Below are 14,212 nucleotides of genomic sequence, written 5' to 3'. Positions count from 1 at the left end.
AGTCTCTTTTGCTGCCATTATGAGCCGAAATAATTGACGGCTGAACCAATAGCAAAGATCAGAACAAAGAAAACGAAGGAGAATCCAAATCCTTTAATTGAGTCGACAACATCATTATTTTTTGACTGCACATCTTTTTCAAAATCGTTCATCGTCACCCCTCCTAATATATTCCAAGTATAAAATAAATACATAAAAAAATCCACATTTAGTCTGAAAATGATTAACAAGAGTTGACATCTATACTTTCATCAGTCAGGGATATGCTAATAACTGCAGGGCCAAACACCGTTTAAAAGTCCGTTTCTAGGGCTGGCTTTTAAACGTTTATTTATAGATGATAGGCGGGGAATTAACTGTTCCCCGCCATTTTAAGTGCATGTATGTCTCACTTCAGCGTTTTCCTTACGTACGTGAAAACTGTTTGCTATTCGGTGCATTAAGCTTTACGATTGTTTATATCGCATTGGAGTGAATATCTTGGCATATATGGATGTACTGCAACGAGTTAAGCAAGAACAAATCGCACCTGTCTATTTATTATATGGAACGGAATCTTATTTTATACAAAATATAACAAAGTACATTAAAAGTGCTGTTCTCACAGAAGAATCTGAAGAGAATTTAGTGGTTTACGATTTGCAGGAGACACCGATCCAGGATGTGATAACAGACGCTGAAACTTACCCTTTTTTTGGAGGCACTAAACTAATTATGGCGGACAATCCGTCGTTTTTAAAGCCCAAACCGGATAAACTCCCCTTTGAACATGATTTAAATGCTTTAATTCACTATTTGGAACAACCGGTTGACTATTCGGTGCTTATCTTCTCTGCCCCCTATGAGAAAATTGATGAACGCAAAAAAGTCAGTAAAGTTCTGAAACAAACAGCTGTTACAGCTGAGTGTCAGCCAATCAAAGAGTATGAACTCAAATCCTGGATTAACAATTTAGCCGGTGCTATGCGTGTTTCAATTGAAGAAGAAGCATTGGATATGCTGGCGTCAGAGCTGTCAACGAATCTGTATCAGGTTCAGAATGAATTGGCAAAGCTAGCGACTTTTACGGGCGGAAATGGTGTCATCACCAAGGATATAGCTGATCATCTAATCTCACATACCGAAACCGGTTCTTCATTGCGGCTTGTTGATGCTGTTATCAATCGTGATTTGCACAGAGCTGTTTCCATATATAAGGATCTGGAGAAAATGAAGGAAGATCCTATTGGGCTGATTGCACTGCTTGCTTTTCAGTTTCGGACTATCTTGCGCGTAAAGCTTATGAGTCACAAAGGATACACGCAATTTCAAATGCAAAAACAAATTGGTGCCCATCCGTATGTCATTAAAATGGCCAGCCAGCGAATGAGTCAGTTTACAATTCAGGGGTTGGAGAAGATTATAGATCAATTAACACAGACCGATACAGCAATCAAACAGGGCAAAATGGAAAAAGAACTTGCTTTTGAGCTTTTACTCTATCAACTAATCCGCTGAATAGCCATAAAAAAAGCGATCCCCATAGGAGGATCGCTTTTTTTATGGCTAAAAACAACCATGTAACATGTACAGTCTTAGCTGTATTAGTCAGAACTGACTGTAATCATCAGGCACCCAGTTTATTAATTTCTTTTGTTAAACGGGATTTTTCGCGATTGCCACTATTTTTATGGACACCGCCGTGCTGAACAGCTTTATCGATTTTCTTGATAGTGTTTGGAAGGGCCTCTTTAGCTCCTTCTGCATCATTTTGCTGGATTAGTTTATCCAAATGTTTAATATAGGTGCGCATTTCTGATTTGAATTCGGCGTTCCGAATGCGGTTTTTTTCATTAATGTCAATACGCTTTTTTGCTGATTTAATATTTGCCAATGAAGTCACCTCCTGAAAATATACATTTAAACCTTGTAAAACTCATTAAGTTCTAGCACAACAACGGATATTTTATCAGACACGTTACCCCTTTTCAATAGATATCGCTTGCGTCTGTATGATTTACACAGAAAACGTGAAACCTATAAACACGTTTAGAAATGTATGAAAGTGAGGGTTTGTATGACTGTAGAGGACGAGTTGTTCAATGTTCGAACTGATTTGGCAGTTGAGTCCCGTGATATGTATGTGGAAAAAGACAAAGAAAACAAGCAGGATATTAAGGGTGTCACGGTCCGTGATAAACAAGAGCGAGACATCGCTCTAACGTATATTGACATTAATGCAGAAGGTGAAAAACGGATCGGAAAAAAAGAAGGTTCCTACATTACGCTTTACGCTGATGGCGTTAAAAAGCAGGATACGCAAAAACAGCAAAACGCGGCTAATGTATTTGCAAGTGAATTAAAAGAACTATTAAAGAAACATCATGTGCCAGCTGACAGTACGGGATTAGTTGTCGGGCTTGGCAATTGGAACATCACACCAGATGCGCTCGGACCAATGTCTGTTGAAAAGGTGCTTGTCACGAATCATTTGTTTGAGCTGGAACACGAAACAGTCTCAGACGGTTACCGGCCAGTAGCTGCTGTTACACCGGGGGTGATGGGGGTAACAGGGATTGAGACCAGCAACATTATTTTTGGAATTGCAGAGAAATTCAAGCCGGATTTTGTCATTGCTGTTGATGCTCTTGCTTCCCGCTCGGTTGATCGTGTGAATGAAACCATTCAAATTTCTGATACGGGTATTCATCCGGGCTCGGGTGTGGACAATAAACGAAAAGAATTAAGTCAGGAAACACTTGGCGTGCCGGTATTTGCTGTTGGCGTTCCAACCGTTGTGGATGCTGTCACCATTACAAGCGATACCATTGATTTGATACTAAAACACCTTGGCAGAGAATGGCGGGATAAAGACAGACCTGCCAACTCATTAACGCCTGCCGGATTAACATTTGGTCATAAGGAGTTAACTGATGATGATTTGCCTGATGACGAAAAACGGAAGCGATTTCTGGGAATCGTTGGAACGTTATCTGAACAAGACAAAAAATCATTAATTGAGGAGGTTCTAACACCAGCTGGTTACAATTTAATGGTAACTCCGAAAGAGGTGGACGGATTCATGAGGGATATGGCGGATGTTATAGCTAAAGGATTAAATGCAGCCATGCATAGCAGCATAACAGCTGATAATGCTGCAGACTATTCCCGTTGAAGGCCGCTTTTGATTTGTCTATCATTTCTGGCATTTAAGAGAATTGGTTCTATCTCCTGAATGAATGTCATAGATTCTACTAAGGGACATTCTTAAGAGGAGTGGGACGATGGATCATAACAACAAATCAGAGCCAAAACGCAAAAAACTATTGCGGCATTTTTATCAGAAAAGCGGTCTTTATATCATCTGTGTAGCTGTTTTATTTATCGGTATTGGTTTTTTGACGACTGTATCACCGGCTTACCGGTTTTCCTCGAACACAATTACCAACTGGACGAGTGATTTGGACAGTTCGATTTTTTTATACTTGATGCGTATGGAGAACAAAGGGTTTGAAGAAGCCTATCCGGAAGATCAGGAAATGCCGGATATCTCCAATATGCTGTTTGAAATGGCTACCAATATCAAACCAAGTGATACACGGAGCCTTTTAGGTCAGGAATTGCCGGGATTTCTAACGTTTCAGAATGAAATCATCGTAGCTGGAGAAGGAACAGATTATACGAATTTGCCTGTCGAGTCAGCGCCTCCTCTGGATGAGATTTTAAAAGAACGCGATGCAGTAGTTGAGGAGGAGAAAAATCAGGAAGAGACAGACGGTGATAAAAAAGGACCGACCACAAAAGATCGTAATGTTGTCTTTATCTACAACACGCATAATCGGGAATCATTTTTACCTCATTTGCCCGATGCTGACAATGGTGATGAGGCTCAGCACGATGAGGTGAATGTTGGCAAAGTAAGTGAGCGGTTTGCTGATGAATTGGAGACAAATGGTATTGGGACTAAAGTAGATCATACTGATATTATGCATGAACTGAACGAACAGGATCTGGAATACTATGAATCCTATCAGGCGTCAAGAGAGGTCGTTGAGGAGGCGTTCACGGGTAATGACGACTTGCAGTACTCTTTCGATGTGCATCGGGATTCGATGAAACGGGGCAAAACGACTAAAGAAATAGACGGTGAAGATTATGCCCGGATTATGTTTGTTGTTGGGGCGAAGTATGAGGATTATGATAATAATCTGGAAATCGCCAATGAGCTTCATAAGAGAATTGAAGAAACATATCCAGGCCTCAGCAGAGGTGTCATTACCAAAAAAGGTGCTGGCAGTAATGGAATCTATAATCAGGATCTATCACCGAACGCTATGCTGATGGAAATTGGAGGCATTGAAAATAATCTGGATGAGCTGTACCGGACGGCTGATGCAGTTGCTGATATTTTCAGTGATTATTACTGGGATGCTGAGAAAGTGGATGCTGATGAATAGGGGGGGATCTTGTGCGTACGCTTATTGTCATGCTGTCATTAGCCGTGTTTTTTTTAATAGGCCTGGTCATTGGAATGGACCGTGAGAATCAGGCGAACCAGACTGATTCCGATAAAACGGTTGAACAAGCTGAGGAAAAACAGGTAATTGTTGAAGAATTGCCTGAAGAGGAACCGGAGATGTCTGACTCACCCGACCATTTAACACAGAAAACGGCTCAATTTTTAGAGTCTGGTGTCAAGGGATTTTATGAAATAGTCGTTGGTATGACATATGATTTGGTGCAGGTATTTTTTTAAAGTGCTTGTTGTTTAGGTGGCTGTTTCTTGAATGTATGCCGTGCTATTGCTATAATCAAACCTAGTTATCATGGTTTCCGTGCAGATTCGTTAAGTTGGAGGAAACAGGAAATAAAGTAGGAGTGGACGGTCAATATGACTATTAAACAAGCGAACGTACGCAACTTTTCTATTATTGCCCATATCGATCATGGCAAATCGACATTAGCAGACCGCATTCTGGAAAAAACAAAAGCCTTGACACAGCGTGAAATGAAAGAGCAGTTTTTGGATGCGATGGACTTAGAGCAGGAGCGGGGTATTACGATTAAGTTAAATGCCGTGCAGCTGAATTATAAAGATAAAAACGACGAGGACTACCTCTTTCATTTAATTGATACGCCCGGACATGTCGATTTTACATATGAGGTTTCCCGAAGTCTTGCAGCATGTGAGGGAGCTGTTTTAGTTGTGGATGCAGCTCAGGGAATTGAAGCTCAGACGCTTGCGAACGTCTACCTCGCCCTTGATAACGATTTGGAGATTATTCCGGTTATCAATAAAATTGATTTGCCAAATGCCGATACAGAACGGGTGGCGCAGGAACTGGAAGACGTTATTGGTATCGATAAGGACGAGATTATACTCGCATCAGCCAAAGATGATATAGGAGTTGATGAAATTCTGCAGCGAGTTGTTGCCGATGTACCAGCACCGGCTGGCAAGCCAGATAATCCGCTGAAAGCTCTAATATTTGATTCGCTGTATGATTCTTATCGCGGTGCTGTCTCTTATATTTGTATTAGAGAGGGTTCAGTCAAAGTAGGTGATAAAATCCAGCTGATGGCCAATGGTAAAGAATTTCAAGTTAATGAGCTGGGCGTTTTTAAACCTAATCCGATAGCCCAGGAGGAATTAACGGTTGGCAATGTTGGCTATTTGACAGCTTCCATCAAGAATGTCAGCGATACAAAAGTCGGTGATACGATCACGCGTTCCAAGAATCCGGCCAGTGAACCGCTGCCTGGTTATCAACAAATGAAACCAATGGTATTTTGCGGTCTGTTCCCCGTTGAATCTGACCAATACAGTGATTTGCGTGATGCTTTGGGGAGACTGGAATTAAATGATTCATCACTGCAGTATGAAGCTGAAAGTTCACAAGCATTAGGATTTGGCTTTCGTTGTGGTTTTCTGGGCATGCTGCATATGGAGGTCATACAGGAACGGATTGAACGTGAATTTAATGTTAATTTAATTACGACGGCTCCATCAGTTATTTACGAGGTCGAAAAGACAGATGGTGATGTAGTTGAAGTTGATAATCCAACTATGATGCCTGATTCACAGCTCGTTTATGAAGTCCGGGAGCCATTTGTGGAAGCATCAATCATGGTGCCGAATGAATTTGTCGGTTCTGTCATGGAAATTGCTCAGGCAAAGCGCGGCCAGTTTACTGACATGAAATATCTTGATGAGGTCCGCGTCAATATTGTCTATCATATGCCATTGTCGGAAATCGTTTATGATTTCTTTAATCAGCTGAAATCCCAGACTAAGGGATATGCTTCATTTGATTACGAAATAATGGGATATCATCCTTCCGATCTGGTTAAAATGGACATTCTTTTAAACGGCGATACCATTGATGCCTTGTCTTTTATTGTTCATCGGGATTTTGCTTATGAACGCGGAAAACACATCGTTGATAAGCTGAAAGACCTCATTCCCAGGCAGCAATTTGAGGTGCCGGTTCAGGCTGCTATCGGTAATAAAATTATCGCCAGGTCAACCATTAAAGCCGTGAAGAAAAATGTCACAGCGAAGTTATATGGCGGCGATGTGACACGAAAACGCAAGCTTCTGGAAAAACAAAAAGAGGGTAAAAAACGTATGAAAATGGTTGGATCAGTTGAAATTCCTCAAGAAGCATTCATGGCTGTATTGAGAATGGACGACGGCGACTAATTTTGACAGAACTGGGCATGCCCTGTCCTGTTCTGTGTAAGGGAGATTATCATGGAGGCTCAATCGGTTTATATTCATATACCGTTCTGTCAGCAAATTTGTTACTATTGTGATTTTAATAAAGCTTTTTATAAAGAAAAACAGGCAACAGACTATATTGAGGCACTTGCCCAGGAAATGAATACACAAGTTCCCGGGCTGAATAATCCTGTCAAAACGATTTATATTGGTGGCGGAACCCCCACTGCTTTAACGATATACCAGATGCGATCACTCTTGCAGGTGATCAGCAGTAAATTTGATGTATCCAGCTGTTCTGAATTCACGATCGAAGGTAATCCCGGCGATTTTAATAGTGATATGATCGAATTGCTGAAAAGTTATGGTGTGAGCCGCATTTCATTAGGTGTTCAGGTATTTGATGATGCTTTTCTTAAAGAGATTGGGCGGTTGCATACAGTCAGTGATGTGTACCGGACACTTGATAGTTTGCAGCAGCATCATTTTAATAATATAAGTCTTGATCTGATTTATGCGTTGCCGAACCAGACAGTTGAGCATTTCAGGCAGACACTTGATGAAGCTGTGGCATTTGATTTGCCGCATTATTCTGCATATGCTTTACAGATCGAACCCAAAACGGCCTTTTACCGCCGTTATAAAAAAGGAAAATTGCATCGTCCGCCACAAGAAGAAGAAGTTGAAATGTATCACATTTTAAAGAAAACGATGCGCCATCTGGGAACCAGGCAATATGAAATCAGCAATTTTGCCAAACCAGGCTTTGAAAGCCAGCACAATCTTGTTTATTGGGATAATGAGTATTACTACGGGTTTGGAGCGGGTGCCCACGGTTATCTGCCCGGCAAACGAGTGAGCAATATTGGGCCGCTTCCGGATTATGTGCAGAAGGCTATGGAAGACGGAAAGCCGGTAGTGCATACTGAAGAGATAGGTCTTAAGGAAATGATTGAAGAAGAGATGTTTCTTGGTTTGCGCAAGACGGAAGGTGTTAATGCTGACCGTTTCATGTCGCGATATGGATTTTCCCTGGAGACGCTTTTCAATGACGCTCTCGCTTTTCTCAGTAAAAAAGGCTGGCTGCAGCAAAACGGGAATAATCTTCAGTTAACTGACAAGGGTATGTTGTTTGGTGACGATGTCTTTGAACAATTCTTGCTGGATGAACAGGAACTGGAACATGTTCGTTGACAAAAAAAACGGGATTTGATAATTTATGGTTAGCATTAGCACTCGGAAGGGCGGAGTGCTAACAGAGGTGATCCTCATGTTAACAGAAAGACAGTTACTGATTCTGCAAGTCATTATTGATGATTTCGTTGAATCAGCACGTCCTATTGGTTCACGTTCGATTGCTAAGAAGAATGACATTCAGTACAGCCCGGCAACCATCCGGAACGAAATGGCTGATTTAGAGCAATTGGGATTCCTGGAAAAAACACATTCATCTTCCGGTCGAATTCCATCAGAACTGGGGTATCGGTATTATGTTGATCATCTGATTTCGCCTTTGAGAATGAAAGACGATCGACGGATTATCCGAAACAGGCTGCAGAATGGGCTGTTTCAATTTGAACAGATTGTCCAAAGTTCTGCGGAGATTCTGTCCGAGATAACAAACTATACCTCCATTATTCTGGGGCCGGAAATGTTTGAGACGAGAGTGAAACAGCTGCAAATCATTTCTTTATCGCCTTCAACTGCAGTGGCTATTTTGGTAACCAATACTGGCCATGTGGAGCATCGTTTGTTTTCAGTACCGGAAATGATTGATGCATCAGATCTGGAAAAGATGGTTAACATTTTAAATGATCGATTGCATAACGTGCCTTTAATTAATATGCCCAATAAGCTAAATGGTGAAATGGCTAATATAATGGGCAAGTATATGGGAGATGTCGAATCGTCCCTTGCCTATCTGAAAGCGGCATTTGATAATGAAAACACGTTCAAATTGTATTTCGGCGGTAAAACAAATCTGCTGATGCAGCCTGAATTCAATGACATTGATAAAGTGCGTTCGGTTTATTCACTGATTGAGGAAGAAGATAAACTGGCAGACTTGCTAAAAGATGCTTCTTATGGCATTAGAGTTTCCATTGGTCATGAAAATAAAGTTGATGCGATTAAAGAATGCAGTCTGATTACAGCAACATATGACATGAATGATGGGCAAACGGGAACGATTGCATTAATCGGACCGACACGGATGGAATATAAACGGATGATTGCCTTGTTGAATGCCATATCATCCGAAATGACTGACGTACTGGGTGAGTGGTATCATCCTGATGACTGAGATGCTTGCAACCCGTCAATGTTAAAGAAGAAAATCAGGAAACTGTCTTCTTCTTACATGGACAAAAACACTTGTTTTGTCCAATATTGACTGTTTAGCATGACGTCATATTTTTTAGGAACAATATGTTTATATTCAACATGTTTCGTGGTATATTCTATCTTGGCAAATTTCATACTGGAGGTGGCAGGGATGGCAGATAAAAATCAGGAAACAATGAATCAGAATGACGAAAAGGATGAAGAAACAGAAGAGACCGTTACAGCAGAAGTTATTGATGCTGATAATCAGGAGAGCTCTGAAGAGAAGTCATCAGAAGACGGCGAAAAGCCCAATCAGGCTGAATTGGATCAGCTCCAGCAGGAAAGGGATGACTTAAATCAGCAGCTGCTCCGTGTTCAGGCAGAATTTGACAACTTCAAAAAACGGTCGCAAAAAGAAAAAGAGTCAGAGCGCAAATACCAGGCAGAAGATCTCGCGAAAGAATTACTGCCAGTTCTTGACAATTTTGAACGCGCGCTTCAGACAGATGTGCCGGATGATACAAAAAGTTTTGCTGATGGCATGAATATGGTATATAACCAGATGAAAGACGCATTGAAGGCACAGGGCGTTGAGGAAATTGAATCGGTTGGAAAGCCATTCGATCCAAACATCCATCATGCCGTTATGCAAGTTGAAGATGAACAAGCAGATTCAGAAGTAGTTACAGAAGAGTTGCAAACAGGTTATTATTTGAAAGATCGCGTTATCCGGCCAGCTATGGTCAAAGTCAATAAATAATCTATTGGATAAGCTTTGAAGGAGGAGATTGACTATGGGTAAAACAATTGGCATCGATTTAGGAACAACAAACTCGGTTGTAGCAGTGATGGAAGGCGGCGAATCAGTCGTTATACCAACACCTGAAGGTAATCGTACAGTACCATCTGTTGTAGCCTTCAAAAATGATGAACGCCAGGTTGGCGAAGTAGCTAAGAGACAGGCTATTACAAACCCTGATACAATTGAGTCTATCAAAAGATATATGGGTACTGATCAAAAAGTAACCATTGGCGAAAAAGAATACACGCCACAAGAAATTTCTGCGATCATTCTGCAGCATATTAAATCTTATGCTGAAGATTATTTGGAAGATACGGTCGATAAGGCAGTCATTACAGTACCAGCATATTTCAACGACGCTGAACGTCAAGCAACAAAAGACGCAGGCAAGATAGCGGGAATGGAAGTTGAACGGATTATTAACGAACCGACAGCAGCATCTCTGGCTTATGGCATTGATAAAGAAGAGCAGGATCAGACAATTCTCGTTTTTGACCTTGGCGGTGGTACATTTGACGTATCCATCCTAGACATTGGTGAAGGTACGTTTGAAGTTGTTGCGACAGCTGGTGACAATAAACTGGGCGGCGATGATTTCGATGAATTGATAATGAATCATATGATTCAAGAATTCAAAAAAGAATATGGCATTGACCTTTCACAAGACAAAATGGCTAAACAACGCATGAAAGATGCTGCCGAGAAAGCTAAGAAAGAACTATCTGGTGTCAGTCAAACACAAATTTCATTGCCGTTTATTACAGCTGGCGAAAATGGCCCGCTGCATTTTGAAATGAACATGACACGTGCTAAATTTGAAGAACTCACAACAGATCTTGTTGAGAGGACGATGGGACCAACACGTCAAGCACTTAAAGACGCGGATATGGCAGCGAAAGATATCGACAGGGTCATCTTGGTAGGTGGTTCAACCCGTATTCCTGCTGTACAGGAAGCTATCAAGAAAAACATCGGCAAAGAGCCATCAAAAGGCGTTAACCCTGATGAAGTAGTTGCAATGGGTGCTGCTATTCAAGCCGGTGTTCTGCAAGGCGATGTCAAAGACGTTGTGCTTCTGGACGTTACACCACTGTCACTGGGTATTGAAACAATGGGCGGTGTTACGACAAAACTGATTGAGCGTAATACAACGATCCCTACCAGTGAATCTCAGGTCTTCTCAACGGCAGCTGATAATCAAACGGCTGTTGATATTCACGTGCTCCAGGGTGAACGTGAAATGGCTGCCGATAATAAGACGCTGGGCCGCTTCCAGCTGACGGATATTCCGCCAGCACCACGTGGCACACCGCAAATTGAAGTAACATTTGATATCGATGCAAATGGCATTGTCAATGTCAGTGCTAAAGATAAAGGCACGAATAAAGAACAGTCTATCACCATTAAGTCGTCATCGGGTCTGTCAGACGATGAAGTCGAAGATATGGTTAAAGAAGCAGAGCAGAATGCGGAAGAAGACAAAAAACGCCGTGAAGAAGCCGATCTTCGTAATGAAGCTGATCAGTTAGTATTCACAACTGATAAGACGATCAAAGACTTGGGCGACAATATAACAGATGATGAAAAACAAAAAGCTGAAGATGCTAAAAAAGAATTGCAGGACGCTATTGAAGCGGATGATCTTGAACAGATCAGAGAAAAGAAAGATGCGTTACAAGAGCAAGTCCAGCAGCTGTCTGTTAAGATGTATGAACAAATGGCTCAGGAACAGCAATCTGAAGAAGGTCAGCAAGATGATGGCCAAAATTCAGATGACAATGTCGAAGATGCGGATTATAAAGACGTCAATGATGACGAAAATGATGACGAAGACAACAAAAATAACAGTTAAGGGACTAAATGATAGTCGCTTCATAAAACGTGATCAATGACGTTAGCTCTGCAGGGGGGGAGGAAAGCGTGCCCGTCACGTGTCTGTCAGCAGTATGAGCGTTTCTGTGAGACTTCTATTTCCTCCTCCAACAGGGTGACGAACTGACCTTTATTCAGTAAAACCAAGTCAAAGTCAGGTTTTCTTGACTTTGACTTTTTTCACTGATGAACAGACCATGATACCAATATTTGCGATGAAAATGGTATTAATGGTACGATAATATGTATTGAATAGTGTCGGGAGAGTGATGCACAAGTGAGTAAACGCGACTATTATGAAGTGCTCGGCGTCGATAAAGATGCTTCGAAGGACGATATAAAAAAAGCTTATCGCAAATTGGCAAGAAAATATCATCCGGATGTCAGTGAAGAAGAAGATGCTTCTGAAAAATTCAAAGAAGTCAAAGAAGCTTATGAAGTACTGAGTGATGAACAAAAACGAACACAATATGATCAGTTCGGCCATGCTGGAGCTGAAAGCCAAGGTGGATTTGGTGGTGCTCAAGGCTTCGGTGACTTTGGCGGTTTTGGTGATATATTTGATATGTTCTTCGGCGGCGGACGCAGACGTGATCCGAACGCACCGCAGCAAGGCGCTGATTTACAGTATACCATGACATTGGATTTTGATGAGGCCATCTTCGGGAAAGAAACAGATATCAATATACCAAGCGAAGAAGAATGTGACACATGCGATGGTTCCGGTGCCAAACCTGGTACGAAAACGGAGACTTGTTCCCATTGTCAGGGATCTGGTCAATTAAATACCGAGCAGAACACACCATTTGGCCGTGTCGTTAATCGCCGTGTATGCCATTATTGTAATGGTACTGGTAAAATCATTCCGGAAAAATGTAATACATGTGGCGGCAACGGCAAAGTGAAGACGAATAAAAGCATTCACATCACCATTCCTAAAGGTATTGATGAAGGTCACCAAATCAGAGTAGCCGGCAAAGGCGAGCCAGGTGTTAATGGCGGACCGCCGGGAGACTTGTTTGTCGTTATTCAGGTGCGCACGCATGAGTTTTTTGAACGTGATGGCGACCATATCTACTGTGAACTTCCAATTACGTTTGCACAGGCAGCTCTTGGCGATGAAGTTGAAGTGCCGACTGTTCACGGCAAAGTGATGCTGACAATTCCTGCGAGCACACAAACAGGAAAAGTCTTCCGATTAAAAGGTAAAGGTGCTCCTAACGTACATGGCTATGGCCAAGGCGACCAGCATGTTGAAGTTAAAGTGGTCACACCGAGCCAGCTGTCTGATCGGCAAAAGGAATTGCTGAGAGAATTTAATGAAATTGGCGGAAATGAAGCCACAGACGAACAAGGCTCGTTGTTCCAGCGTTTCAAAAATGCCTTCAAAAATTAACATCCGGCTGACATAAGAAAGATTATGAGGGACTTCTGAACGCCCCCCTAAATAAGAATTATTTTTATAGAATGGGGGTGCTGGCAGAAGTCCTTTCATTCTAATGGTTTGATTAAATTTTAATTGTTTGCTATCGCCAGAAAAGCAGGAGGCTGTATTGTGAACTGGTCTGAAATACGTATACATACAACCCGTGAAGCTGTTGAACCAATTAGCAATATTCTATATGAGACAGGCATTAATGGGCTGGTTATTAATGATCCGGCCGATTTAAATAAGGAACGAAGGTCTTCTTTTGGTGAGATATATGAATTGAATCCCGCTGATTATCCTGAAACAGGCGTTTATGTTACAGCCTATTTGCCGGTAAACAGTGACTTGCAGCAATCAATTAAGCATATTGAGTCAGCTGTTCAGGCACTGCCTGCATATGAAGTGGATACCGGAAAGACGCAAATTGAGGTGTTGAACGAAGTTAACGAAGAAAATTGGGCGAACGCTTGGAAGAAGTATTATAATCCCGTTAACGTATCTGACACAATGACAATTGTCCCGACTTGGGAAGACTATGAACCAGCAGATCATGAAATTATGATTGAACTTGATCCAGGTATGGCATTTGGAACTGGGTCACATGCGACAACGCTGTTAAGTCTTCAAGCTGCAGAGTGCTATATACATACGAATGATACCGTCATCGATGTAGGATGTGGTTCCGGTGTGCTAAGTATTGCTGCCGGTCTTCTCGGTGCCGGGGTCGTTCATGCATTGGATCTCGACGATGTTGCTGTTAAAAGCACGCAGATTAATCGTGATTTAAATGGTCTCCAGGATAAGATTTTTGCGGAACAGAATGATTTGCTCGATCAGGTTGATAGACAAGCTGACACTATTATAGCCAACATTCTAGCGGAAATTATTGTGACTTTTATTCCTGATGCCTGGAAAAACCTGAAACCAGGCGGCTATTTTATCACGTCTGGCATCATTCAGGATAAGCAACAGATGGTGGAAGATGGTCTGAAAGAGGCTGGTTTTCACCTTGTTGGTGTGAGTGCTATGGAAGACTGGATCGCGATTGTTGCACAAAAGCCTCAAAAAGAGAGTGGTGCGTGAG

The 14,212-nt window shown here is 41.8% G+C and carries 13 protein-coding genes; 11 read left to right on the top strand and 2 right to left on the bottom strand.

What is annotated here, in order from left to right:
- Nucleotides 1-17: 17 nt before the first annotated feature.
- Nucleotides 18-152: a YqzM family protein gene (locus tag ACZ444_RS09115; RefSeq protein WP_382360881.1), complete on the bottom strand. Its 135-nt coding sequence runs from the start codon at nt 150-152 to the stop codon at nt 18-20.
- A gap of 337 nt (nt 153-489) precedes the next feature.
- On the opposite strand from ACZ444_RS09115, the gene holA reads away from it, so the two are divergent.
- Entirely contained in the window at nt 490-1,497 is a 1,008-nt protein-coding gene (holA, locus tag ACZ444_RS09110) for a DNA polymerase III subunit delta (protein ID WP_382361683.1), read from the top strand.
- A 109-nt stretch (nt 1,498-1,606) separates the two neighbouring features.
- Here the strand turns inward: holA and rpsT are convergent, their stop codons facing one another.
- A complete protein-coding gene (rpsT, locus tag ACZ444_RS09105) occupies nt 1,607-1,882 on the bottom strand; it encodes a 30S ribosomal protein S20 (protein WP_464433275.1) in 276 nt (91 codons plus the stop codon).
- A gap of 174 nt (nt 1,883-2,056) precedes the next feature.
- On the opposite strand from rpsT, the gene gpr reads away from it, so the two are divergent.
- The 10 genes from gpr (at nt 2,057) to prmA (ending at nt 14,211) form a co-directional block, all read left to right on the top strand.
- Nucleotides 2,057-3,154 (top strand): GPR endopeptidase, encoded by a 1,098-nt coding sequence (gpr, locus tag ACZ444_RS09100; RefSeq protein WP_382360887.1) that lies wholly within the window; start codon nt 2,057-2,059, stop codon nt 3,152-3,154.
- Between the two features lie 109 nt (nt 3,155-3,263).
- Nucleotides 3,264-4,436, top strand: a complete 1,173-nt coding sequence (gene spoIIP, locus ACZ444_RS09095) for a stage II sporulation protein P (RefSeq protein WP_382360890.1) — start codon at nt 3,264-3,266, stop codon at nt 4,434-4,436.
- An 11-nt stretch (nt 4,437-4,447) separates the two neighbouring features.
- A complete protein-coding gene (locus tag ACZ444_RS09090; protein WP_382360893.1) occupies nt 4,448-4,735 on the top strand; it encodes a hypothetical protein in 288 nt (95 codons plus the stop codon).
- A 135-nt stretch (nt 4,736-4,870) separates the two neighbouring features.
- The gene (gene lepA, locus ACZ444_RS09085) at nt 4,871-6,682 is read left to right on the top strand and encodes a translation elongation factor 4 (RefSeq protein ID WP_382360896.1); all 1,812 of its coding nucleotides are present in this window, start codon (nt 4,871-4,873) and stop codon (nt 6,680-6,682) included.
- Nucleotides 6,683-6,733: 51 nt separating this feature from the next.
- Nucleotides 6,734-7,894, top strand: a complete 1,161-nt coding sequence (gene hemW, locus ACZ444_RS09080; protein ID WP_382360899.1) for a radical SAM family heme chaperone HemW — start codon at nt 6,734-6,736, stop codon at nt 7,892-7,894.
- 76 nt (nt 7,895-7,970) lie between these two features.
- On the top strand, nt 7,971-9,002 hold the full coding sequence (hrcA, locus tag ACZ444_RS09075; protein ID WP_382360902.1) for a heat-inducible transcriptional repressor HrcA: 1,032 nt from the start codon (nt 7,971-7,973) through the stop codon (nt 9,000-9,002).
- Nucleotides 9,003-9,194: 192 nt separating this feature from the next.
- Complete coding sequence (gene grpE / locus ACZ444_RS09070; RefSeq protein WP_382360905.1) at nt 9,195-9,785, top strand: nucleotide exchange factor GrpE; 591 nt, start codon at nt 9,195-9,197, stop codon at nt 9,783-9,785.
- 34 nt (nt 9,786-9,819) lie between these two features.
- The gene (dnaK, locus tag ACZ444_RS09065; protein ID WP_382360908.1) at nt 9,820-11,679 is read left to right on the top strand and encodes a molecular chaperone DnaK; all 1,860 of its coding nucleotides are present in this window, start codon (nt 9,820-9,822) and stop codon (nt 11,677-11,679) included.
- A gap of 297 nt (nt 11,680-11,976) precedes the next feature.
- On the top strand, nt 11,977-13,095 hold the full coding sequence (gene dnaJ / locus ACZ444_RS09060; protein ID WP_382360911.1) for a molecular chaperone DnaJ: 1,119 nt from the start codon (nt 11,977-11,979) through the stop codon (nt 13,093-13,095).
- 159 nt (nt 13,096-13,254) lie between these two features.
- Entirely contained in the window at nt 13,255-14,211 is a 957-nt protein-coding gene (prmA, locus tag ACZ444_RS09055) for a 50S ribosomal protein L11 methyltransferase (protein WP_382360914.1), read from the top strand.
- The last annotated feature ends 1 nt before the right edge of the window (nt 14,212 follow it).

Source organism: Lentibacillus kimchii (assembly GCF_055381965.1).
The sequence above is the reverse complement of the archived record's forward strand: the minus strand, read 5'-3'. Positions and strand labels throughout refer to the sequence as shown.